Origin of the sequence: Nocardia sp. NPDC052316, assembly GCF_044547795.1 — a bacterium.
Classification (GTDB): Bacteria; Actinomycetota; Actinomycetes; order Mycobacteriales; family Mycobacteriaceae; genus Nocardia.
Map to the genome: position 1 here is coordinate 250,541 of NZ_JBIUBB010000006.1, position 22,586 is coordinate 273,126.

The 22,586-nt window shown below is 68.7% G+C and carries 23 protein-coding genes and 1 pseudogene; 13 read left to right on the top strand and 11 right to left on the bottom strand.

From position 1 onward, the window contains the following. The first annotated feature begins 10 nt into the window (after nucleotides 1-10). A complete protein-coding gene (locus tag ACIHA7_RS29005) occupies nucleotides 11-889 on the top strand; it encodes an oxidoreductase (protein ID WP_397294091.1) in 879 nt (292 codons plus the stop codon). 12 nt (nucleotides 890-901) lie between these two features. On the opposite strand, the gene ACIHA7_RS29010 is transcribed toward ACIHA7_RS29005, so the two are convergent. Together ACIHA7_RS29010 and ACIHA7_RS29015 are read right to left on the bottom strand one after the other, a co-directional pair. After that, nucleotides 902-1,489, bottom strand: a complete 588-nt coding sequence (locus tag ACIHA7_RS29010) for a disulfide bond formation protein B (protein WP_397294092.1) — start codon at nucleotides 1,487-1,489, stop codon at nucleotides 902-904. Between the two features lie 41 nt (nucleotides 1,490-1,530). After that, the gene (locus tag ACIHA7_RS29015) at nucleotides 1,531-1,695 is read right to left on the bottom strand and encodes a DUF5993 family protein (protein WP_397294093.1); all 165 of its coding nucleotides are present in this window, start codon (nucleotides 1,693-1,695) and stop codon (nucleotides 1,531-1,533) included. Nucleotides 1,696-1,871: 176 nt separating this feature from the next. On the opposite strand from ACIHA7_RS29015, the gene ACIHA7_RS29020 reads away from it, so the two are divergent. From ACIHA7_RS29020 to ACIHA7_RS29035, 4 genes are all read left to right on the top strand, one after another. Next, nucleotides 1,872-2,342, top strand: coding sequence for a carboxymuconolactone decarboxylase family protein (locus tag ACIHA7_RS29020; protein WP_397294094.1), 471 nt, complete (start codon nucleotides 1,872-1,874; stop codon nucleotides 2,340-2,342). Between the two features lie 300 nt (nucleotides 2,343-2,642). Continuing rightward, a complete protein-coding gene (locus tag ACIHA7_RS29025) occupies nucleotides 2,643-3,734 on the top strand; it encodes a 3-deoxy-7-phosphoheptulonate synthase (RefSeq protein WP_397294095.1) in 1,092 nt (363 codons plus the stop codon). Between the two features lie 133 nt (nucleotides 3,735-3,867). Further along, nucleotides 3,868-4,512 carry a LysE family translocator gene (locus ACIHA7_RS29030; RefSeq protein WP_397294096.1) on the top strand — a complete coding sequence of 215 codons (645 nt, stop codon included), beginning with the start codon at nucleotides 3,868-3,870 and terminating at the stop codon, nucleotides 4,510-4,512. 69 nt (nucleotides 4,513-4,581) lie between these two features. Beyond that, nucleotides 4,582-5,289, top strand: coding sequence for a trimeric intracellular cation channel family protein (locus ACIHA7_RS29035; RefSeq protein ID WP_397294097.1), 708 nt, complete (start codon nucleotides 4,582-4,584; stop codon nucleotides 5,287-5,289). A 30-nt stretch (nucleotides 5,290-5,319) separates the two neighbouring features. Here the strand turns inward: ACIHA7_RS29035 and ACIHA7_RS29040 are convergent, their stop codons facing one another. The 3 genes from ACIHA7_RS29040 to ACIHA7_RS29050 all read right to left on the bottom strand — a co-directional run bounded on the left by ACIHA7_RS29040 (nucleotide 5,320) and on the right by ACIHA7_RS29050 (nucleotide 8,162). Beyond that, nucleotides 5,320-5,868 carry a dihydrofolate reductase family protein gene (locus tag ACIHA7_RS29040; RefSeq protein ID WP_397294098.1) on the bottom strand — a complete coding sequence of 183 codons (549 nt, stop codon included), beginning with the start codon at nucleotides 5,866-5,868 and terminating at the stop codon, nucleotides 5,320-5,322. 67 nt (nucleotides 5,869-5,935) lie between these two features. After that, nucleotides 5,936-7,105 (bottom strand): pyridoxal phosphate-dependent aminotransferase, encoded by a 1,170-nt coding sequence (locus ACIHA7_RS29045; protein WP_397294099.1) that lies wholly within the window; start codon nucleotides 7,103-7,105, stop codon nucleotides 5,936-5,938. 151 nt (nucleotides 7,106-7,256) lie between these two features. Next, nucleotides 7,257-8,162: a sigma-70 family RNA polymerase sigma factor gene (locus ACIHA7_RS29050; protein ID WP_397294100.1), complete on the bottom strand. Its 906-nt coding sequence runs from the start codon at nucleotides 8,160-8,162 to the stop codon at nucleotides 7,257-7,259. 107 nt (nucleotides 8,163-8,269) lie between these two features. Here ACIHA7_RS29050 and ACIHA7_RS29055 point away from each other — a divergent pair, with 107 nt between their 5' ends. The 5 genes from ACIHA7_RS29055 to ACIHA7_RS29075 all read left to right on the top strand — a co-directional run bounded on the left by ACIHA7_RS29055 (nucleotide 8,270) and on the right by ACIHA7_RS29075 (nucleotide 13,511). Further along, nucleotides 8,270-8,872: a GNAT family N-acetyltransferase gene (locus ACIHA7_RS29055; protein ID WP_397294101.1), complete on the top strand. Its 603-nt coding sequence runs from the start codon at nucleotides 8,270-8,272 to the stop codon at nucleotides 8,870-8,872. A gap of 104 nt (nucleotides 8,873-8,976) precedes the next feature. Next, the gene (locus tag ACIHA7_RS29060) at nucleotides 8,977-10,635 is read left to right on the top strand and encodes a DNA repair helicase XPB (RefSeq protein ID WP_397294102.1); all 1,659 of its coding nucleotides are present in this window, start codon (nucleotides 8,977-8,979) and stop codon (nucleotides 10,633-10,635) included. Nucleotides 10,636-10,676: 41 nt separating this feature from the next. Next, complete coding sequence (locus ACIHA7_RS29065; RefSeq protein ID WP_397294103.1) at nucleotides 10,677-11,345, top strand: DUF3239 domain-containing protein; 669 nt, start codon at nucleotides 10,677-10,679, stop codon at nucleotides 11,343-11,345. Nucleotides 11,346-11,398: 53 nt separating this feature from the next. Next, nucleotides 11,399-12,037, top strand: coding sequence for a LysE family translocator (locus tag ACIHA7_RS29070; RefSeq protein ID WP_397294104.1), 639 nt, complete (start codon nucleotides 11,399-11,401; stop codon nucleotides 12,035-12,037). A gap of 70 nt (nucleotides 12,038-12,107) precedes the next feature. Continuing rightward, nucleotides 12,108-13,511 carry a M1 family metallopeptidase gene (locus ACIHA7_RS29075; protein WP_397294105.1) on the top strand — a complete coding sequence of 468 codons (1,404 nt, stop codon included), beginning with the start codon at nucleotides 12,108-12,110 and terminating at the stop codon, nucleotides 13,509-13,511. A gap of 48 nt (nucleotides 13,512-13,559) precedes the next feature. Here the strand turns inward: ACIHA7_RS29075 and ACIHA7_RS29080 are convergent, their stop codons facing one another. Continuing rightward, complete coding sequence (locus tag ACIHA7_RS29080; RefSeq protein WP_397294106.1) at nucleotides 13,560-14,381, bottom strand: hypothetical protein; 822 nt, start codon at nucleotides 14,379-14,381, stop codon at nucleotides 13,560-13,562. Between the two features lie 301 nt (nucleotides 14,382-14,682). Between ACIHA7_RS29080 and ACIHA7_RS29085 the strand changes: the two genes are divergently transcribed. Beyond that, nucleotides 14,683-15,213, top strand: a complete 531-nt coding sequence (locus tag ACIHA7_RS29085; RefSeq protein ID WP_167768924.1) for a hypothetical protein — start codon at nucleotides 14,683-14,685, stop codon at nucleotides 15,211-15,213. Between the two features lie 501 nt (nucleotides 15,214-15,714). Here the strand turns inward: ACIHA7_RS29085 and ACIHA7_RS29090 are convergent. Beyond that, nucleotides 15,715-17,508, bottom strand: a pseudogene (locus tag ACIHA7_RS29090) (helicase-associated domain-containing protein); the annotation flags it as partial. 138 nt (nucleotides 17,509-17,646) lie between these two features. Between ACIHA7_RS29090 and ACIHA7_RS29095 the strand changes: the two are divergent. After that, nucleotides 17,647-17,835, top strand: coding sequence for a hypothetical protein (locus ACIHA7_RS29095; RefSeq protein ID WP_397294107.1), 189 nt, complete (start codon nucleotides 17,647-17,649; stop codon nucleotides 17,833-17,835). Nucleotides 17,836-17,907: 72 nt separating this feature from the next. On the opposite strand, the gene ACIHA7_RS29100 is transcribed toward ACIHA7_RS29095, so the two are convergent. Then, the gene (locus tag ACIHA7_RS29100; protein ID WP_397294108.1) at nucleotides 17,908-18,546 is read right to left on the bottom strand and encodes a resuscitation-promoting factor Rpf1 domain-containing protein; all 639 of its coding nucleotides are present in this window, start codon (nucleotides 18,544-18,546) and stop codon (nucleotides 17,908-17,910) included. A 459-nt stretch (nucleotides 18,547-19,005) separates the two neighbouring features. Further along, nucleotides 19,006-19,272 carry a hypothetical protein gene (locus ACIHA7_RS29105; protein ID WP_397294109.1) on the bottom strand — a complete coding sequence of 89 codons (267 nt, stop codon included), beginning with the start codon at nucleotides 19,270-19,272 and terminating at the stop codon, nucleotides 19,006-19,008. A 201-nt stretch (nucleotides 19,273-19,473) separates the two neighbouring features. Here ACIHA7_RS29105 and ACIHA7_RS29110 point away from each other — a divergent pair, with 201 nt between their 5' ends. Continuing rightward, nucleotides 19,474-19,905 carry a cold-shock protein gene (locus tag ACIHA7_RS29110; protein WP_186818879.1) on the top strand — a complete coding sequence of 144 codons (432 nt, stop codon included), beginning with the start codon at nucleotides 19,474-19,476 and terminating at the stop codon, nucleotides 19,903-19,905. A gap of 93 nt (nucleotides 19,906-19,998) precedes the next feature. On the opposite strand, the gene ACIHA7_RS29115 is transcribed toward ACIHA7_RS29110, so the two are convergent. Together ACIHA7_RS29115 and ACIHA7_RS29120 are read right to left on the bottom strand one after the other, a co-directional pair. Next, nucleotides 19,999-20,505 carry a DUF2771 domain-containing protein gene (locus ACIHA7_RS29115; RefSeq protein WP_397294110.1) on the bottom strand — a complete coding sequence of 169 codons (507 nt, stop codon included), beginning with the start codon at nucleotides 20,503-20,505 and terminating at the stop codon, nucleotides 19,999-20,001. A 64-nt stretch (nucleotides 20,506-20,569) separates the two neighbouring features. Next, nucleotides 20,570-22,459 (bottom strand): MFS transporter, encoded by a 1,890-nt coding sequence (locus ACIHA7_RS29120; protein WP_397294111.1) that lies wholly within the window; start codon nucleotides 22,457-22,459, stop codon nucleotides 20,570-20,572. Between the last annotated feature and the right edge of the window lie 127 nt (nucleotides 22,460-22,586).

Sequence of the window (22,586 nt, forward strand, 5' to 3'; positions counted from 1 at the left end):
ACTCGCCGGTATGAGCAGGTGGGATACCTCGGCTATGCCCGATCAGACCGGTCGCACGTTCATCGTGACCGGCGCGAACAGCGGGCTGGGGGCGGCCACGGTGCGCGCGCTGGCCGGGGCGGGCGCGCGGGTGGTGCTCGCCTGCCGGAACGTGGCCAAGGGGGAGCGGGTGGCGGCGCCGTTCGGTGACCGCGCGGTGGTGCGCAAGCTGGATCTCGCGGATCTGGCGTCGGTGCGGGAGTTCGCCGCGGCGGCGGAGCCGGCGGATGTGCTGATCAACAACGCGGGCGTGATGGCGCTGCCGGAGCTGCGGACCGCCGACGGCTTCGAAATGCAGATCGGCACAAACCATCTCGGGCACTTCGCGTTGACCGGGTTGCTGCTGGACAAGATCTCGGAGCGGATCGTCACCGTCGCCAGCGGCGCGCACAACATCGGCAAGATCGATCTGGACGACCTCAACTGGGAGCGGCGCAAATATCAGCGCTGGGCCGCGTACGGGCAGGCGAAGCTGGCCAACCTGATGTTCGCCTATGAACTGCAGCGCAAGCTGACCGCGGCGGGTTCGTCGAAGATCTCGGTCGCCGCCCATCCCGGGTACGCCTCGACCGAGTTGCAGTCGCACACCGAGTCGATTTTGGACGCGGTGATGTGGCTCGGCAACCTGGTGCTCGCGCAGAGTGCCGAAATGGGCGCGCTGCCAACGCTGTACGCCGCCACGACGGAGGTCGAGCCGGGCGGCTACTACGGTCCGACCGGCCTGCGCGGTCTGCGTGGCTATCCGGGTGTCTCCGGCTCGTCGAAGGCCTCGCGAGACACCGACGTCGCCCGCGGACTGTGGGAATTGTCGGAGCAGCTGACCGGCGTCACCTACGAGTTCGCGAAGTGAACGCCTGCCACGTCAGCTGAGGATGTGCAGGTCGTAGAACAACTGGTAGCGGCTCGGATCGTCGGGCAGGAACCAATGGAAGCCCTCCAACGCGAAGACGGCAACCAGGTTGATCGCCAGCACGATGCCGAGGAACCACAGCGCGATCAACCCGACGAGTCGATGCGGTGTCGGCGGGATCGTCAGCGCCGCAGTGCCGTGGGAAAACGACAGCAGCGCACCGACAGTCGCGATCGCGGCGACGAAAAGAATCAGGGCCCAGACATAGAGGTGCAGACCGAGCACCGGCGCACCGTAGCCGGGGTCGCCGGGCAAGATGTGCAGCATGGTCTGCCGCCAGGACGTGAATCCGCCTGCGACACAGCCGACTATGGCCAGACCCCAGCCCATCGCATAGTCACGGGCAGCGATCGCGCCGGTCATGCCCTTGCGGACGATGACCGCGGCGCCCAGCGCGGCGAGCGCCATGAACATGCGCTGCACCATGCACAGCGGGCACGGATAGTCCCAGCTGCCGAACTGCACGCCGAGCCCGCCGCAGATCACGCCGGTCCAGCCAACCACGAAGAGCACGGCCAGCCAGTACTGGAGCTGTCCCACAACGGACTCCGTCGTCCGGACGGGCACGGTCTCGGTGGCCATCAGTAGTTCAACCCGAGGCCGAGTCCGCTGGTGATGTGATGCGCCATCAGCAGCAGCGTGGCGATCAGCAGCACCCACCAGGCGCCGAGCACCATCCGCCGGGAGCGCTGCCCGCACAGGATTGCCAGGACCGCGAGCAGGCCGCCGAAGATGAGCGTATCCATAGCTGGAGCACATTACTCCGGTCTGGGGACGTCGATCGTGGACACGCCGCGCTCTGAGCTGCGACGATCGATCGAAATCAGGAAGTGGTCCACGTCACCCGATTTGTCGAGTCACACTCTGCCGACCCGTGTCGTCCTCCCTGTGTAGACGCAGAACAACAAAGGAAGGCACTCCCATGGAACCCCGCTTCAACCTTCACGCCAACCCCATCGCCGCCAGCTTCGCCAAGCGGCTCAACATGGCGTCCAAGGTCATCAACGACGCAGGACTGCCCGCCGCCACCTACGAACTGGTGAAGATCCGCGCCAGCCAGATCAACGGCTGCGGCTACTGCACCGACATGCACACCAAGGACGCCGCGCACGCCGGGGAAACCTCCGTGCGGCTCAACCTGATCGCCGCCTGGCACGAGTCGACCGTGTTCACCGAGGCCGAGCGGGCCGCACTCGCGCTCACCGAGGAGGCGACTCGGATCGGCGACGGCCGCGACGTCGGCGACGCGGTGTGGCAGGAGGTGCGCAAGCACTACGACGACGACCAGATCGCCGCGCTGATCGCCGCCATCGCGATGATCAACGCCTGGAACCGGATGAACGTCATCGCCCGCACCCCGGCCGGCGACTATGTGCCCGGTCAGTGGGGCTGAGCTTGTCCCACGATCCGCTGCCGCCGCGCACCGGACGTCGAGCAGGCGTTCGGTGCGCGCCGCGATATGCGCGACCGGGCCGCACTGTGCGATACGGCACGGTCTCCGCTCCCCTCGATACCCGCCTGGTACAGTCCGTGACGTGCAGCGCGCGTATTTCTGGTTTAGCAAGCCGGCCCTGGGTGGGCAGGTCTGCGGCTACCAGCTGCGCTGACGACATTCCACCCCGAGCCGGATTATGGACCGGCTCGACGGGGTTTCACGTCCGTGGGGTCGGCCGAAGAAAAGGAACCCACGACCATGACTACCGCAGCCGACATCGATGCGCGGCACTCTGATCTGGACGATCAACGCACCCTCAGTGTGAGCCCACTGCGCTCGCCCGCCGAGGTACGCAGCGTGCACCCGATCACCGACGGACTCGCCAATACAGTCCGCCGCGGCCGCGCGGCCACCGTGGACGTGCTCAACGGTGTGGACGACCGCCTGATGGTGATCGTCGGACCGTGTTCGGTGCACGACCCGGCCGCCGCCCTCGACTACGCGCGCCACCTGGCCGCCAAGGCCGCCCAGCTGGACGACCGGCTGCACGTGGTGATGCGGGTGTACTTCGAGAAGCCGCGCACCACCCTCGGCTGGAAGGGGCTGATCAACGATCCGCACCTGGACGGCTCCTTCGACGTCAACACCGGCCTGGGCTTCGGCCGCAAACTGCTCGCCGACATCAGCGCGCTCGGCCTGCCGGTGGCCTGCGAGTTCCTCGACCCGATCACCCCGCAGTACATCGCGGACCTGGTCTCCTACGGCGCGATCGGCGCACGCACGGCGGCCAGTCAGGTGCACCGCCAGCTGAGCAGCGCGCTGTCCATGCCGGTCGGCATCAAGAACGGCACCGACGGCGACGTGCAGGTGGCGGTGGACGGTGTCCGTGCCGCCGCGGCCAGCCACGTGTTCCCCGGCACCGACCTGGACGGGCGCGCCTCGCTCATCCGCACCACCGGCAACCCCGACTGCCACGTCATCCTGCGCGGCGGCACCTCCGGCACGAACTACGACGCGGCGTCGGTCGCCGAGGCGTGCATGCTGCTGGAGAAGGCAGGCCTGCCGCAGCGACTGGTGGTCGACGCCAGCCACGGCAACAGCAACAAGGACCACAACAAGCAGGTCGACGTGGTCACCGATATCGCGGCCCGGCTGGCCGTCGGCGAACCCGGCGTGGTCGGCGTGATGCTGGAGAGCTTCCTCGTCGCCGGTCGGCAGGACCTGACCCTCGGCCACGCCGCCGAGCTCACCTACGGTCAGTCGATCACCGACGCCTGCCTCGACTGGGACACCACGGCCCGCCAACTCGACCGCCTCGCGGACGCGATCGAGCAGCGCCGTAACCTCTGACCGCCACGGGTGTTTCAGCTTCCCGCCCGGGTTCCAGGCGGGAAGCTGACAGTCCGACCGCACCGTCGATCACCGGGCCAGCAACCTCGAAGTGGACCGAGACGGGTCGGCGTGGGTGGGTGACGATCGACGTGTGATCGAAATGGCGGCGGTGTTCGGGGTAGCGGTTGTGGCGTTGGGGTTGGTGCTGACGCCGGGGCCGAACATGATGTATCTGGTTTCCCGGACTGTGTCGCAGGGCCGGCGCGCCGGGTTGGTGTCGCTGGGCGGTGTCGCGGCGGGCTTCGGGGTGTATTTGATAGCGGCGGCGGTGGGGATCACCGCGGTGTTCGCGGTGGTGCCCGGGTTGTATCTCGCGGTGAAGCTGGCCGGTGCGGTTTATCTGCTGTGGTTGGCCTGGCAGGCGTTGCGGCCGGGCGGGACTTCGGTTTTCGCGCCCTCGGCGTTGGCTCCGGATCCGGCGCGGCGGTTGTTCACGATGGGGTTCGTCACGAACCTGCTGAATCCGAAGATAGCGATCATGTACATGGCGCTGATCCCGCAGTTCGTGGCGCCCGACCAGGGGCAGGTCTGGTTGCAGAGCCTGTGCCTCGGGCTGGTGCAGATCGTGGTGGCGTTGACGGTGAACGGGCTGATCGTGCTCGGCGCGGGCAGTATCTCGACCTTCCTCGCAGGCCGCCCGCTCTGGCTCCGCACCCAGCGGTACCTGATGGGCACCATGCTCGGCACGATCGCGGTCCTGGTCGCCACCGATCGCGCCCGCCCCACCCCGGCCTGACGCCGCGGCGCGTCCGCATCCGCGCCTGTCGGTGTGGAGTGCGTGGCGGGGTATGACACGGTGAGCGGCATGATGGATTTGGGTGCGGACGTGTCGCTCGCGTACTTCGGGTCGGCGGCCGGCGCGGTGCAGCATGTCGGCGAGTTGTTCGGGGTGTTCGCATTCGCGAGTTCGGGTGCGCTCCTGGCCGTGCGGCGCGATTTCGACATCTTCGGCATCCTGGTGCTCGCCTGCGCCACCGCGCTCGGCGGCGGCATCATCCGGGATGTGCTGATCGGCCGCACCCCGCCCGCCGCGTTCGTCGACCTCAGCTACCTGTACACGGCGATGCTGGCCGCGGCGGTCATCTTCTTCTGGCATCCGTCGCGGCGGCTGACCCGCGGTCCGCTCGAGGTCGCCGACGCCTTCGGGCTCGGCTTGTTCTGCGTGACCGGGACGGTCATCGCCTACTCACGCGGACTCGGTGCGCCGTCGGCGGCGGCGCTCGGCCTGGTCACCGCGATCGGCGGCGGCGTGATCCGTGACCTGCTCGGCGGCCAGACGCCGAATGTGCTTCGGCCGGACCAGATCTACGCGGTGCCCGCCTTCATCGGTGCGGCCATCACCGCAACCCTGCTGCACTTCGGCGTCTATCAGGCGTGGACCGGAGCGCTGGCCGCGCTCGGCGCCATCGCCTTTCGCCTGCTCGCGCTGCGTTTCGGATGGCATGCGCCACAGGCTCGTCGGTATCCGCGCGCCCGGCCACCGGCCGATCCGACGCTGCCGCACCCGTCCTGAGCGAAATGCCGGACGGGTGCCGCACGACGGCTAGCGCGACAACCGGTAGCGCAGCTCCGCCCACTGCCCGATGTGCGTAACCTCGACGAGTTTCATTCGCGCGGAGAGGATTCGGCGCGGCAGCAATGGCGCGCCCGCGCCCAAGGTCACCGGCGCGATGCCGGCGATGATCTCGTCGAGCAGCCCGGCGTCGGCGAACTGGCCGACCAGGTCGCCGCCGCCGAGGACCCAGATGTTTCGCTCGCCTGCGGCTTCCGCCATCTCCTTGTGCACCGACTCGACCGAGCCGGACACGAAACGCAGGTTGGCGCCCGAAATGGTAGGCAGCGTGCGATGAGTGAAGACCCAACATGGGATGTCGCCGTAGGTCTTCGCCCAGTTCTCCGGCGGGTCGTTGGCCATGATCCACTCGTAGGTGGTCGCGCCCATGCACATCGCACCGACCCGCCCGAAGAATTCGGTGATGTTGTGCTCTGCGGAGCCGTCGGTGTCGTCGATCTCGAACAGCCAGTCGAGCGAGTTGTGCTCGTCGGCGATGTAGCCGTCGAGACTGGTCGCGGTGAAGTATTGGGTTGCCATGCGCCATACCCTGTCAGCGAACCTTGACAGGGTATGGCAGGTTTTCTGGGGGATCTGCGCGCGCGATTCAGCGGGCCGCGCGGAGGCGGCGCACTCCTTCGTCGAGCGTCTCGTCGCGTTTGCAGAAGGTGAAGCGCACCAGATGGCTCCAGGACGCGGCATCATCGGCGAAGACACTGACCGGGACGGCGGCCACGCCGAGCCGCTTGGGCAGCTCGCGGCAGAAGGCGAGACCGTCGGACGCGCCGAGGGCCGTGATGTCGCCGCACACGAAGTAGCCGCCCGCACTGGACTTCACCCCGAGCCCGGTGTCGGCGAGCGCCGCGGAAAGGCGAAGACGCCGGTCGGACAACGTGTCGCGCAGTCCGGCGACCCACTCGAGCTCGTTATTCAGCGCGTGCGCCACCGCGGGCTGGAACGGCCCACCCGCGACGAAGGTCATGAACTGCTTGGCGGCGAGCACGCCGTCGATCAGTCCCGCCGGGCCGCACGCCCAGCCGGTCTTCCAACCCGTGACGTTGAAAGTCTTTGCCGCACTGGACACCACGAGGGTGCGCTCGGCCATGCCTGGCAGGGTGGCCAAACTGATGTGCTCGGCGTCGTCGTACACGAGATGCTCGTATACCTCGTCGGTGAGCACCAGAATGTCGTGCTCGCAGGCGATTTCGGCGATCGCCAGCAGATCGGCGCGGCCGAGCACGGTGCCGGTCGGGTTGTGCGGGGAGTTGACGATCAGCATCCTGGTCGCCGGGGTGATCGCGGCGCGCAGGCTGTCCAGGTCGAGCACGAACCGATCGCCGTCGGCGACCAGCCGCGCGGTGCGTCGCCGGGCACCCGCCAAAGCGACTGCGGCGGCGTAGGAGTCGTAGTAGGGCTCGATCAACACGACCTCCGACCCCGGCTCGACCAGGCCGAGTACGGCGGCGCTGATCGCCTCGGTCGCGCCGACGGTCACCAGCACCTGAGTGTCGGGGTCGTAGTGGGTGCCGTAGCGGCGGGCCCGGTCGTCGGCGATCGCCCGCCGCAGCACCGGCATCCCGCGCCCCGGCGGGTACTGGTTGAGGCCGTCGGCGATGGCCTGCCTGGCGACCTCGAGCATGCCGGCGGGTCCGTCGGTGTCGGGAAAACCCTGGCCCAGATTGACCGCGTCGTACCGGACGGCGAGCTCTGTCATCTCGGCGAAGATGGTGGCGGCGAACGGGCGCAGTCGAGCAACGGTGGCGGGTTGCGGAGGCATGTTCGGAGACTAGCCCAGCATTCGTGGTGTGAATCCGGCCACATCGGGGGTCGACGGATCCGCATCCGGTCTGCTACGGCGGGGCGGGGCCGAGCTGGTCGCGAAGCCTATCCCGGCCATGGATCGAGGCCGGTTCGGTTCTGGTGCCGCGTCAACCCAATCGAATGCCGGTGAGCTTGGCCGGATTCGCGAGATCGTAAGTGCCCCAGACCAGTCCGTCGCGCACCGTGAAGCCCATGACGCGAGCGGGATGCCCGTTGCCCGCAGCGACCACCAACCCCAATTGTCCATTGACCGAGGCGAATTCGTAGTCGTAGGTCGGCTCCACGTCGGTGCCGTCCAGTCCGTATTTGCGCACCAGCCCCAGGTAGAACCGTGCGATTCGGTCCGCGCCGCGCAGGATGTTCACCGCGGTCGAGGTGGTCCCGTCGGCGTCGCCGATCACCACCGAATCCGGGTGCAGCGCAGCGGTTACCGCGCCGACATCCCCGGACCGCAGCGCCGTCAGGAAACGCTGCACCGCGACCTCGTGCTCGGCATCGGGCACCGGCGGCGGGGTCTGGGCCACGGCCTTGCGCGCCCGGACCGCGAGCTGCCTGGCCGCGTCGGGGGACACCTCCAGGATCTCGGCGATCTCGTCGAACGGCACCGAAAGCCCGTCGTGCAGCACGAAAGCCACCCGCTGCGGCGGGGTCAGACTGTCCAGCACCACCATGGCGGCGAGGCGGTACTCCTGCTTGCGCACCACCGTCTCCAACGGATCCGGCGTGCTCGACGGCGTGCGCCCGGTCACCACCGGCTCCGGCAGCCATTGCCCCACATAGCTTTCCCGGCGCACCGCGGCGCTGCGTAGCCGATCCAGGCAGATGCGGCTCACCACCGTCGTGAGCCAGGCCCGCGGGTCGTCGATCTCGGATTGCCTGGCGCCCGCCAGGCGCAGCCAGCTTTCCTGCACCGCGTCCTCGGCGTCGCCGACGCTGCCCGTCAGCCGATACGCGACCGAGAGCAGATGCGCTCGATGTGATTCGAACAATCCGGCAAGCAGAGCGGCAACCATCACCGAGATTCTACGAGCTCCCCGCTGGTCGATTCACCGCGGTGCCGCCGACCGAACACGCGGTAAACCCGATGAACTCGCCGGGCGATTCGTGACAACATGACTCGATGGACGCACAAGCGCTGTCGAACGGAACCCTCTGGCTCTCCATCCCCACCGAGGCGGACGTCGACGTCATCACCGAGTGCTGTCAGGACCCGTCCATCGGCGAGTGGGTGACCATCCCGGTGCCCTACACCCGCGACAACGCCCAGACCTTCATCGACGACATCGTCCGCCCGGGCTGGGCGGGCCACAGCCCCACCTGGGCGCTGCGCCTGCGGGAGGGCGGCCCCGTCGTCGGCATGATCGGCTTGGGCGAACGCGACGAGTCGTCCGCCGAGATCGGCTACTGGCTGGCCCCGGATGCACGGTCCCGCGGCCTGATGACTCAGGCCGTGAACCTGGTCTGCGACTACGGCTTCCGCCCCGCGGGCATGGCCTTACAACGCATCAGTTGGCGCGCCTTCGTCGGCAACTACGCCTCCGCCGCGGTCGCCAGGCGGGCCGGTTTCCACTACGAGGGCCTCGCCCGCCAGGGCAGTCTGCAACGCGGCCGCCGCCGCGATCACTGGCTGGCCGCTCGCCTGCCCGCCGACCCGCCTGGCCCCGCCCTCGACTGGCCCGCCGAGTTCCACCGCACCCTCGAACAGACCCCTCGACCGCACTGAGCCGCCCGCGCCGAGACCGCGATTGTCGTGGTCAGGGGACCGGCCGTGCCGGGCTGTCGGAGGCCTCAGGGAGAATGGTCGGCGAATCGATGCGAGGAGGGGCTGTGACGGACGGTCCGCTGATTGTGCAGAGCGACAAGACGCTGCTGTTGGAGGTCGACCACGAGTTGGCCGACGCCGCGCGGCAGGCCATCGCGCCGTTCGCCGAGTTGGAGCGGGCGCCCGAGCACGTGCACACCTACCGGGTGACCCCGCTGGCGCTGTGGAACGCGCGGGCGGCCGGGCACGACGCCGAGCAGGTGGTGGACGCGCTGGTCAGCTTCTCCCGGTACGCGGTGCCCCAGCCGTTGCTGGTGGACATCGTGGACACGATGGCGCGCTACGGGCGGTTGCAGCTGGTCAAGCACCCGGCGCACGGGCTGGTGCTGGTCAGCCTGGACCGGGCGGTGCTGGAGGAAGTGCTGCGGCACAAGAAGCTGGCGCCGATGTTCGGGGCCCGCCTCGACGACGACACGGTGATCGTGCACGGTTCCGAGCGCGGCCGGATCAAGCAGATGCTGCTGAAGATCGGCTGGCCCGCCGAGGACCTGGCCGGGTACGTCGACGGCGAGGCCCACCCGATCGAGCTGGACTACTCCGACGACAAGTGGCACCTGCGCGACTACCAGGAGATGGCCGCCGACTCGTTCTGGGCGGGCGGGTCCGGTGTGGTGGTGCTGCCGTGTGGCGCGGGCAAGACGATGGTCGGCGCGGCGGCGATGGCCAAGGCCAAGGCGACCACACTCATCCTGGTCACCAACACCGTCGCGGGCAGGCAGTGGCGCCGCGAGCTGCTCGCGCGCACCTCGCTAACCGAGGAGGAGATCGGCGAATACTCCGGCGAGCGCAAGGAGATCCGCCCGGTCACCATCGCGACCTACCAGGTGATCACCCGCCGCACCAAGGGTGAGTACAAGCACCTCGAGCTGTTCGACAGCCGCGACTGGGGCCTGGTCATCTACGACGAGGTGCATCTGCTGCCCGCGCCGGTCTTCCGGATGACCGCCGATCTGCAGTCGCGCCGCAGGCTCGGCCTCACCGCGACGCTGGTCCGTGAGGACGGCCGCGAGGGCGATGTGTTCTCGTTGATCGGCCCGAAGCGCTACGACGCGCCGTGGAAGGACATCGAGGCGCAGGGCTGGATCGCGCCGGCCGAGTGCATCGAGGTGCGGGTGACGCTCACCGACGCCGAGCGGATGGCCTACGCGACCGCCGAGCCGGAGGAGCGCTACAAGCTGTGCTCGACCGCGCGCACGAAAATCCCCGTGGTGCAGTCCATCCTGGCCAAGCACACCGACGCGCCGACCCTGGTGATCGGCGCCTACCTCGACCAGCTCGACGAGCTCGGCGCCGCGCTCAACGCGCCGGTGATCCAGGGTTCGACGAAAACCAAAGAGCGCGAAGAGCTCTTCGAGGCGTTCCGGCAGGGCGAGATTCCGGTGCTGGTGGTGAGCAAGGTGGCGAATTTCTCCATCGATCTGCCGGAAGCGTCGGTCGCGGTGCAGGTTTCGGGCACCTTCGGCTCCCGGCAGGAGGAGGCCCAACGCCTCGGCAGGCTGCTGCGGCCGAAACACGATGGCGGCCAAGCCCATTTCTACTCGGTGGTGGCCCGCGACACCCTCGATGCCGAATACGCCGCGCACCGGCAGCGTTTTCTCGCCGAACAGGGGTATGCCTACCGCATCATGGACGCCGACGACCTGCTCGGTCCGGCCATCGGATAAGCGGAGGCTTTTCCTCCGCAAACTGTGCTAGGAATAGGGACGTGCGACGCTTCGAATTTCCGGTGGACCGCAAGCATGCCCACGCGGTCAACGAAGTCTTCGCCGACCAGCGGCGACTACGCATCATGGCGCTGGCCGCGGCGGTCATCGCCGCGGCGGGCGCCGGGTATCTGATCTGGCTCGACCACCCGTGGGCCTACCTGCTGGCCGTCGTCTTCGTGCTCGGTGCGGTGGTGGCCCTGTGGGTGGCCTTCTGGACCGCGCGGCACGCCAGCATCGACAAGCTGTACACCGACGGTGAGCTCGTGCCCGCGGTGGTCTCGGAGACCTACCCGTCGAGCGTGGTGCTGCTCGCCCTGGTCGATGTGGCCAAGCCGGGCGCCGCCGCTGCCCGTTACGCGCTGGTGATCCGCCGGGTCCGCGCGCTGCCCGGCCATGCGGCGCGGGCGGGGGAGCGGGTGCCCGCGGTCGCGGTGCGCACCGATCGGGCGCCGCGGCAGGTGGGCGAGCGCTGGCAATCGGTCAGCGCCATGCCGATCGCCTGGGGCACGACCGACGAGGCGGTCATCGAACGCGCCCGCGCCGCGATCAGCGACGTCGAATGGCGTCTGCTCGCCGACAATCTCGCGCTCACCGACAAGGTGCGGCGCGCGCCCGCCAAGCGGCTGCTGCTGGATCCGCATCAGCTGCCCGACGATTTCGGCTCCTGAGTCCGCAGGCGATCTGCCCTTTTTCGGGTTGCGCGCCCGCTTAGACTCCGTAAATGGTTCCAATGTCCAACCTGCTGGCGTTCCTCGCGGCGGCGACCATCCTCATCATCGTCCCAGGACCCGGTGTGCTGTTCACCATCGGGCGAGCGCTCACGCTGGGCAGGCGCGCCGCGCTGCTCTCGGTGGCCGGGCACTGCATCGGTGTCTTCGTCGTGCTGGTGCTCGTCGCGGTGGGGCTGGGCACCTTGCTCATGGCATCGGCGCTGGCACTCACCGTGATCAAGTTCGCAGGCGCGCTGTATCTGATGTACCTGGGGGTCCAGGCGTTCCGTGAGCGTAAGTCGCTGCGCGCCGCGCTCGGCACCACGATCGAAGCCGTGCCGGACGCGAAGGTGCTGCGGCAGAGCATCATCGTCGGGCTGACCAACCCCAAGGCGATCGTCTTCTTCGCGGCGATCCTGCCGCACTTCGCCGAGCCATCCGCCGGCTCGCTGCCGCTGCAATTCCTGATCCTCGGCTCCGTGTTCCTGGCGGTGGCCGTGGTCTCCGACAGTGCGTGGGCACTGCTCGCCGCCTCGGCCAGGACCTGGTTCGCCCGCTCGCCGCGCAGGCTGGAAGCGGTCGGTGGGGCAGGCGGGATGATGATCGTCGGCCTCGGCGCGTCGGTGGCGCTCAGCGGCGGCACGGACTGAACCGGCTACCATCCATCGGGGTCGGTACGAGCGTACCGAAAGGTGGGGGGCGAAAAGGGGTGGTTGGCGAATGAGGTTGTCCGGCTGGATAAGCGCCGCGGTCGTCGGCGCACTGGTCACCGCCGCGGTCCCCGCTGCCGCCGAACCGCCGCCCGACCCGATCACCGGGTCGTCCGGGCTCGGCGACCCGTACTACCCCGAGGACGGAAACGGCGGCTACGACGTCCGGCACTACGACGTCACCATCGACTACGACCCACCGAGCCATCAGCTCACCGGGTCGACCCGCATCGACGCCGTGTCCACCCAGCCGCTGCGCGCGTTCAACCTCGACTTCGCCGGGCCGGACGTGCGGGTGGTGTCCGTGAACAACCTGCCCGCCGCGTTCCACCGCAACGGCGCACACGAACTCACCGTCACGCCCCTGCTGCCGCTGCTGCCCGGCCTGCCCTTCACGGTGACCGTGGACTACGCGGGCCCCGCCGTGGACACCGAGGGCGAGGGCTGGACGTTCGCGCCGAGCGGCGGTGCCTTCGCCGCGGGCGAGCCGCACTCGGCGACCACCTGGTACCCGCTCAACGACACCCCGCTGGACAAGGCCACTTTCGCGCTGCACGCGACCGTTCCCGCGGAGTGGGAGGTCGTCTCCAATGGCCTGCGCACCCAGGACGTGGTGCAGGGGGAGCGACGGACCGTCAGCTGGGAGGCCCGTCAGCCGGTGCTCGGCTACCTGACCACCGTGGCGATCGACAAGTTCAGCTTCCTTGACCAGCAGCGCGCCGACGGCACCCCGCTGATCAGTGCCTTCGCCCCCGGCGCGGAACGCAACCGGGAGACCGAGCAGCGCCTGCCGGAGATCCTCGACTTCATCGAAAGCCTCTACGGCCCATACCCGTTCGACTCCTCGGGCGGCATCTACGTGGACGCCGACATCATGTTCTCGCTGGAGACCCAGACCCGCCCGATCTACGCGCCGTGGACCGACCTGCCGACGGTGGTGCACGAGCTCGCCCATCAGTGGTGGGGCGACTCGGTGTCGGTGCGCCAGTGGTCCGACATCTGCTTGAACGAATGCTTCGCCAGTTATACCGCCGACTACCTGTGGCCGGAGCACAAGGAAGGTAAGGACGTCGACCAGCAGTACCGCGAGACCGTCCAGCAGTACCTGGGCAACAACGAGTTCTGGCAGATACCGCTGGGAAACCCCGGCGCCGGAACGGAATTCACCTCGGTCTACTACCGCGGTCCGCTGTTTCTGCACGCGCTGCGCAAGCAGCTCGGTGACGACGTGTTCTTCGCGGCGGTGCGGGAGTTCAACGCGCGCCACGTGTATGGGAACGCGTCCATGCCGGAGTTCCGCACGTTCGTGCAGTCGAAGTCGCCTACGGATCTGACCGGGTTCTTCGACGCCTGGCTCGACCAGACGGCGCCGCCGCCGCCGGAGTATCTCTTCCCCGGCGGCCTGCGCGGCTGAGCCGGTCGCTGCGGACTACCGAATCCTCAGTCGGCGAGGGTGTTTCGGCTACTCGCCGTCGACGCGCTCGCGCGCTCGCTCGACCCAGCGCTCCACCCGATCGAGCTGTCGTTGCGCCGAACGTAACTGGTCCTGGGCGGTGCGTTCGGTCGTGCGGCAGAACTGCCGCTCCTGCTCGGCGCGCGCGAGCTCTTCCTTCAACTCGGTGATCCGAGTGTCGATGTCACCCAGCCGGTCGGCGGCCTGCTCGACCTCCTCGTGCGCTGAATCTCTTGCCGCACGGGCGGATTCGAGTGCCTCCAGCGCTTCGTCCAATTCCTGGCGCGGATTGTCCTCGGCCTGCGCCGCGGCGGCGGGCTCGGGGGCCTCGTCGTCGACCGCGACCAGGCCGGGGCCGGCGGGGCCGAACCCCTCGTAGGTCGCCGCGGTGGCCAACGTGCCCGCGTGCACCCGCTCGGCGACGTCCGGGTCGGCCAGCGCCGCGGTCAAGGTCTGTCCGATCTCGCGCAGCACGCCCTCGTTCACCGGGTGCCCGTGTTGCTCGGCCAGCGCGCCCGCCTTCTTCGCCAGCGCGTTGACCGCCTGCTGTCGCTGCGCGGTGAGGCTGCGCAGCTCGTCGCCGGAGAGCTTCCGCTGCGCCGAACGCAGGGCAGCGCCCAGCTGCAGCAGCGCCTCGACCTCCGCGGGCGCCTCGCGGGCCAGCAGGTTCACCGTCCACGCGGTGATGGTGGGTTTACGCAGTTTGCCGACGGCGGTCGCGAGCTCCTTGTCGCCCGCCGCCTTGGCCTGTTCGACCTGGGCAGTGCGGGCAGCGACGAACTCACTCGGCGCGAGTCCGTACAAGTCGCGGGCAACGTCGTCCAGCGTCATACTGGCCAAGCGTAACGACTCGGTCTGTCGAAGCGAAAGAACCCACGTATTGGACGAACGTCCACGTTATGGGTGATACGCGAAAGGCGTTGCTAGTGAACTTCTTTGGATTGCAAGTGCTCGGCAGTCTGCTACCGAGGATCCTCGGGTACGCGTTGCTCGGCATGTCCTACATGTTTTAGGCCCGCCGCATCCCGTCCGCCGATATCACCCCAGGAGCTGATGCGGCCCTACTCGGCGTCCGGGTATCCTCACCGCGTTCGCGAGCGGCGTGAATGTGTTCGGTGAGAGAGGTTTTCAGGTGAAGTTTCCAGGAGCGAGGCTGCTGGCACGCGTGGTGCTTGCCCTCGTAGCGGTGGCGGCGGTGGTCGTCACGGTGGTCGGTTGTTCGGCGGCCAAGGACGCGAGCAAGTCCGACACGGCCAAGGCCAACGTCGGTGACTGCATCAATGTCACCAAGAGTTCGTCGACCGACGCCAAGACCGAGCCGGTCGACTGCTCGTCGGAGAAGGCGGTCTACAAAATCGCGCAGACCTTCGACAAGAAGACCGAGTGCCCGACGGACTACACCTCGTATGAGGAGACCCTCGCGGGCGGCACCACCGCGTTCCTGTGCCTGGCGCCCAACTTCAAGCAGGGCAGCTGCTACAACGAGAGCCCGGCCACCGGCTACAAGCACGTGGACTGCACCACCCCGGAGGCGAGCTTCAAGGTGGTGAAGCGGATCGACGGCGAAGCCGACGAGCTGCTGTGCGGGGCCGACGCGGACAGCTTCCGCCTGATCTCGGAGACCCCGAAGATCACCTTCTGCCTGGCCAAGCCCAAGGCTTGATCACTCGAGCAGGGCGACCGACGCGATCCGGTGCAAGGTGAAGTGCCGGACCGCGCCGGTCACCGGGTCGAGCGCGTCCAGCTGGCCGTTGCCGACCTTGAGCGGTTCCACCACGCGCTGCGTCGCCACCCCTGAGGCGTCGACGTAGCCGATGTTCACCGACCGCCGCACCCTGGCCGCCAACTGCAGCAGCGCCAGGGTCGCCGCGGTATTGGTGCGGGTGCCGTCCATCCGCACCGACTGCCCGGACCGGGCGCTGGTGGCGCGGTCGGCGGCCCGCAGCTCGGTGACGAGCAGTTCCAGCTGTTCGGTGCTCGGCGGCGTCGGCCGCCACGGCGGTCTGGCATTGGGCCGCGCCGAGATTCGGGCGCCGCGCTGACGCAGATCCACGATGATGCCCGAGGAATCCTCACCCGCGGGCGCGAAACCGGCCGCGCGCAGCTGCTCGAGCACCTCACCGAGCGGAGCCTGGGCGATCGCCACCGTCGGCGCGATGGCCCGCAGCGCCAGCCCCGCGGCCACCGGCGCGGCCAGCACCTGGGCCAGCAGCGTCGGGTCGTCGCTGCGCAGGAACGACTGGGCCATGCCCGCGCGCAACTGCCCGTGCCGCCGGGCGACATCGTCGATCAGATAGGTCAGCGCCTGCGGAATCGGCGTCCGCGAATGCTTCGTGAACAGCGCGTGCAGTTCGGCCGCGGTGAGTCCGGCGTCGAGCGCGCGCCGGACCGACGTTTCGCTGATGCGGTAAACCGTTGCCGCACCTGCGGATTCGACGTCGGCGACCAGCTCGACCCGGTGCTGTAGTTCGGCGGTGAGCGGGCCGGGCGCGATCACCGTCAGGTCCGCCTGCACCAGCACATGATCGACCGGCGCGGGCAGCGCCGCTTCCATCGCCGCCTCGGCATCGGCGGCACTGGTCGGCGCGCCGTGCAGCAGCGCGCGGGCGGGGGAGCCGAGCGCGCCGCGGCCGACGAAGCCGAGCGCGGCGGCCTCGGCCAGCGTCTGTTGCACCGCGTCCAGCCGGAAGTGCCTGCGCCAGCGTGGTTGCCGCCAGGCGAGCACGCGGCCGATATCGGCGGGGGTGAGGGCGCTGCCGGACGGATACTCGGCGAGCAGGCCGAGCATGGCGTGCCGGTCGCGCGGCGCGTGCGGGTTGCGCAGCTCCAGCGCGAGGGCCGCGAGGGGTTTGTCGTTGGCGTCGCGCATGCCGATCATCCATGGCATCCGGTCCAATTCGAGCCAGGCCATGGCCAGCGCGACCCAGCGGCGGGCAGGCGGCGCCTCCAGCCAGGCGTCGACCGCGGGGGTCGGCGCCCAGAAATCGTCGGCCGAATCGACCTCCGGCGGCGGGTCCGGCAAACCCTTCTCGATCAGTCGCGCGGCGGCCAGCAGTTCGACCAGCAAACCCGCTCGTGGCTCGTCGATGCCTGCTTGCTTGGCGATACGGCGTAGCTCCCGCACGCCGAGCCCGCCCGCGCGTAAGGCGGGTGCGGGTGCCTGGCCGAGGTTGTCCAGGACGGCGGTGCAGTGCCGCAGCAGCTCGCCGACCTCGCCCGCCGCGACCGCGTTCACGTCGGCGGCGGCCTGCTTCTTCGGTTTCGGCGCGGGCGGCGTCAACGCGTGCGGGTGCGTGACCGGCTCGTCGCGCAGCACCTGCCCGACCGTGACGGGCAACTCCACCGTCTCGTCGTCGATCCGGTTCAACAGCCTGCGGGCCAGTAGCTGCTGGACCGGGCGGTCGGCCGGGGTGCCAGGCGCGGCGTCCCTGGTACGTCCGCGCGGGCCCGTGGCGGCCAGCTTGTCCAGCAATGCCCGCGCCGCCGAAGTGAGCTCCGGCAACGCGTCGCGCACTTCGGGCTCGGTCAGCGAATCGGGAATCTCGGTGGTGCTGCCGATCGGCCATGGCAGCGCCTCGACGGCCGCGGTGATCAGATGCAGCTCGTCCGCGCTGGTCCAGACCAGCGCGCGGGCGGTCAATCGCTCGACGGCGGCGTCGATCGCGGCGGCGGACACGCGATCGCTCAGCTGCACGTGCAACTCGGCACGGGTCAGCGGGGCGCCATTGCTCTCGGTTCGCGTCACCCCGTGCACCGCAAGGGTTTCCAGGATCGCGAAATCGAGAGTGTCCAGGTCATCGGTGGCGCGCAGCACCGAGGCGCGCTGCTCGGCCCGCGCGGCCAGCACGGCCATCGACGAGGGCAGCGGCACAGCCAGATCGGGCCGGAGCTCGAGCAGCGTTACCAATTGGGCATCAGTACGCGCACCCAACCACCCGGCCAAGGAGGTCGCAATCATCCGATCCAGCCTACGGTCTCGGTGGAACGCACGCTGGTGCGGAGCCGCGAGCCCACCGAAGAGGCCATGCCGACTGACTTCGGCCGCTGACGGCGGCTGCAAAGTTGCTCTGCTCGGCTCGCATGCCAGAATGGGCTTGTGGTGAACAAATCGAAGAAACCGTATGTCGACAACGGCTGGCCTAAGGTCGCCGAAGGTGACCACGCGGTCACCGAACTCTCGTCGACCCGTTCCGGTGGGCTCTCGCCGTACGGTGAGGACACCGAGTTTCCGATTCCGGCGGATCAGCTGCCTTACATGCACCCGAACACGGTGATCAACCGCTGATTTCCGGACGGAGAGTCCGTAGATACGAATAAGGCCCCGCATCCGAGGATGCGGGGCCTTATTCGTGGTTGATCAGGAGGGCAGGAGTCCCTTGTTCGCCTCGTAGAAGTTCACGATGGCGGGATCGAGCTTGGTGTTGCTCGCCTTGGCGGCGTTGAAGAAGTCGAAGGCTTCCTTGGGCACCTGAACGCCCTGGCTCTGCACGACCTCGAGTGCGCGGTCGACGGCCGAGAAGACCTGCTGGGTGCTGTCCGGCGCGGCCTGCGGGGCTTGGGCCTGCGGCGCGGGCGCCGGGTTCCAGCGGGGGGTTTCGTTGGTGGCGGGAGCCGAACGCGGGGTGGGCGCGCTGCTCAGACCGAGGTTGGCGGAGCAGCTCGGCCAGGCGCCCCAACCCTGAGAGGCGAGCACCTTCTCGGCGACTGCGATCTGCTGTTCGCGGGTGGCCTGGTTGGCGCTGGCGGCATACTCGCCGCCGCCGTGGGCCTTCCAGGTGCTCGGCGAGAACTGCAGCCCGCCCTGGTAGCCGTTGCCGGTGTTGATGCCCCAGTTACCGCCGGCCTCACACTGTGCGAGGCGATCCCAGTCGGAGTCGGGTGCCGCGCTGGCGTTGCCTGCCAGGGCCACACCTGCGGTGCCCATGATCGCGCCGGTCACGGCAACCTTGGCAACCGTGCGCCCGGTGGAGCTTGGCTTGCGATGGCGTCCACTCATATCGGGTTCGTCTTCCTCTCGACGCACCTGCGAGGTCATCGGTCGGGCTGGACTGAGAGGTCGTCATGCCCGCCCTCGCCCCTACGTTTCCGTCGGGTTTCCGGGTCCCGCGGGGCGAGGTTCGGTGCGGCGGGCCGGTGGTTGCCGGTTGTCCCGGCTCGGTAAGAACGGTACGACGATCGCCGGGAAAAATCACCATTTGATAACCGGCGTGTACGAGCGGGTCTCGGTGCGGTCTCGGCCCCCAGGTCGACCCTTCTTTGCAGCTAGAAGCGGTGCGCTCGGACCAGTGCCGGGCCGTCACCGGTCCGTGACCTCCCCGTTATGTGACTAGGATCACAGTCGGGATTTGGTAACGACAGACTCGGGTAACCCGTCCGCAGCCCGCTGGTGGCCGTTCCGTCAGATCGGCACGACGCCCAGGTGGGAGTTGCCGCGATCAACCGACAGCCGCGCCGATCAGCGCGAGCGCCGACCCGAACGCAGGGTGAAGACGATCGCGACGAGAAACCCGAGTGGCGCGAGCATCGCAGCGAAATAGAGCCACAGTCCCGGCGTGCCATCCGACAGCACCGGGATCAAGAAGATGGCGATGATCGCCAGCAACCCCAGCGCGAACAGCCCCAGCGCGACTTGCAGCAACCAATCACCCGGCCTGCGCCCACCGCCCCCGCTCGCTGCGGGATCGGCGTCGCTGGACGGTGGCGGAGCGGGAGGGTTCGTCACCGCATGACCGTAAAACTGATGTGCTTGCGTTATGGGCACCGGGGTAGACTCTTAGACACGCGCGTCCCGCATCACTGCTGGGCGCGTTCTTTTCGCAAACAGAAAAGGACCTGCTCGTGGCGTTGTGCCACAGCGGGTTCCGTGGACAGATGTGCTCGGGCCGGTGGGGTCCGAGTTTTCGATGATGAACGGGTGAGCGCAGTGCCGACCGGCAGGGTGAAGTGGTACGACGTCGAAAAGGGCTTCGGCTTCCTTTCCCAAGACGAGGGTGAGGACGTCTACGTCCGCTCCTCCGCGCTGCCCGACGGAGTCGAAGGACTCAAGCCGGGCCAGCGCGTCGAATTCGGGATGGCCGCAGGCCGCCGCGGACCGCAGGCGCTGAGCCTCAAACTCCTCGAAGCGCCGCCATCGGTCCGCCAAGGCCAAGAACGCCAGGAACGCGAGCGCGCCCGCAAGGAGCCCGTCGCCCGCAGGCACACACCGGACGAACTGCACGGGATGGTCGAAGACATGATCACCCTGCTCGAAGCGACGGTGCAGCCCGACCTGCGCAAAGGCCGCTACCCGGATCGCAAGACCGCGCAGCGCATCTCCGAGGTCGTCCGCGCGGTAGCGCGCGAACTCGACCACTGAATTTTTGGCCGCGTGGCCACGAACGGCGCTCGTAAGACTCGCGCTGTGCGTGGCCGGGTTGCCGATGGGAAGGTGCGCGTTGGTTGTGCGCGGTTACGTTGCGGTGCTGATCGACCAGGCTGCGTGGGGCAGGTAGAACTCTTTGCCGGTGTCCTTGTCTTTGGCGAGGATCGGGAGTTGGAGTTCCAGGCCGACGAGGCGCAGGTCGGGTTCGGGGCGCGAGTCGATGGTGACGGCCATGGCGCCCTCGGGGAAGTTGGTGTGGTTGATCACCCGGTCGATGCGGTCGCCGTTGGGAAGGGCGTAGACGAGCTGCGCCAGCCAGGGTGCGTCGGCGATCTTCTTCGGGAGCGACAGCTGCAAGGGGTAGTCCGGCGGGACGTCGAGCTGGACGGTCCGGCCGTAGCGGCAGTCCTCCATCTTGACCGAGCAGTAGACGTACGGTTCGACCTGGACGGTCTTGCCGTGGGCGTAGGCGGTGATCACCGGGTCGTGCTCGTCGGCGTTGCGCACGAGGACGACCAGGATGCCGACGAAGGCGACGGTGCACACGAGTAGGGCGGCGACGACCAGCGCGAGGATGGTGCGGGGGTTCTTCACGCCGCCACCTCGGTGACCCACGGCCGCGCCGTGAGCACAGCTGCTGTGTCGAAGGTTCGCTCGCTCACTGGCTGGGGTCTCCTATTCCTGGTTGGATACGGGTCGTCTCGCCGCCGCCGGACGCCGGCTTACGGTATGCGTTCGCAGTGTGTGGCATCGGCCGGGTCGGGGGCACTTCCTGCTCCGCGTGTTGCGGACGATTTCCGCCGAGGCCGGGCAGCAGCGAGTGGCCGCGGTAGCTGACGAAGGTCTGCACCAGGCCGATCACCAGGACGGCGGTGATGACCGCGAAACCCTTCCAGTAGTCGGTCGGCAGCAGCACGCCTGCCGAGCCGCCGACCACCCAGCTCAGTTGCAGCACCGTCTCCGAACGGCCGAAACCGGAGGCGATCGACTCGGGTGGCAGATCGTCCTGGATCGCGGCGTCCAGCGACACCTTCGCCAGCGCGCTGGTGCCCGAGGCGACCACGGTGGCGATCGCCGCGCCGAGCAGATTGTTGGTGAACGTCGCGAAGAGCGCCACCAGCGCACAGGCGGCGGTGCAGGCGAGCACGATCAGCGTCGGTTTGCCGAGCTTGAGCCTGGCGCCGGTGGCATTGCCGGTGAAGTTGCCGAGCGCCGCCGCCGCGCCGACCACGCCGAGCATGGCGGCCTGCTGGGCCGGGCGATGTTCGGTGGCCTTGGCGACGAACGCGACGTAGAAGGTCAGGAATCCGGTCAGCACCCGGATGGCGCTGTTGCCCCATAGGGCGGTCACCACCGAACGACCGAGCGGCTGCCTGCGTTTGCGCGGCGGGGTGGTGGATTCCTGCTCCGGCGTGAGCACCTCGGTGGGCGCGTGATAGCTCAGCGTCGCGGGCACCTCGCCCTCGGTGACCTCGACCCAGGACGGGATCCGCAGGCTGAGATAGGTTCCGGCGCAGGCGATCAGGATGGCGAAGATGAGCGCGCCCTTGGAGTCGGCGATCGCCGCGGCGAGTGCGGCGATCGCGCCCGCGCCGATGGTGCCGCCGACCAAGCCGAACACGGTGAGCCGAGAGTTGGTGCGCACCAGGTCGATATCCGGTGGCAGCACGCGCGGCGTCACCGCGCTCTTGAGCACCGAGAACGATTTACTGCCGATCAGCATGCACAGCGCGAGCGGATACAGTGCCCAGCTGTCGAATTCGAGGATCAGCACCACCGCGACCACCGCGCGCAACGCGAACGAGGTCGCCAGCGCCACCCGGCGCCCGTGCTGCAGCCGGTCGAGCATGGGGCCGATCAGCGGGGCGATCACGGCGAAGGGGGCGATCGTGATCAGCAGGTACAGCGCGACTTTCGTCTTGCTCTCCGCGGTGGCGCTGGCGAAGAACAGCGTGTTGGCCAGCGAGACGGCGACCGCGGCGTCGAGGGCGAAGTTCGCCATCGTCGCGTAGGTGAGCGCGGTGAGGCCGGACTTGTCCGCGCCGTCGGCCTTGGCCGCGCGCTGGAAAGTGGCGATGCCCTTCTCGGTCAACTGGCGGCCGCGCATGGCGGCGACGCGGGTAACTGTGAGCTTGCGCGGCACTCGCGCGGTGCCGGGCGGTACGGGTGCTTCGGTGGCCGCGGCGGCGTCCGGTTGCTCGGGCAGCGGTGCGGTGGGTGGCGGCGCAGAGTGCTCCGGGTCCGGGCCGCGTGGGGGATCCGGCCGATGCGGGAAAACGCGCCGGGGAGTTCTGGCCGCCGACGGATCGGCGCGAGGTGATGGGTGTCTACGGGTCTCGGCATCCGGGGAGACGGGTACCTCGTTGCGCCGGGTCGGTGGCTCCGGTCGATACCCGCGGTCCGGGTCGAGCGGCGGCAGTGGCCTGCGGCCTGCGGGCGCGTTCGGCGGGGGATACCGGTCGAAACCGGGATGCCGTTCGACCGGCGGGTACTCCTCGCCGCCCCACCGATCACGGTCGGGACCGGAAGGTTCGCGGGGAGTAGTCACGTCGTCAATTCTGTCGTACTTCGGTACTGGGCGTTCACTCGCTGTCGAAGGTGTCGGCGGAAGGTGACGTTCGTCGCGTCGCGGACGGCGGGGCATGTCACTAGGACTTCCCCGCGGCCGCGACGCG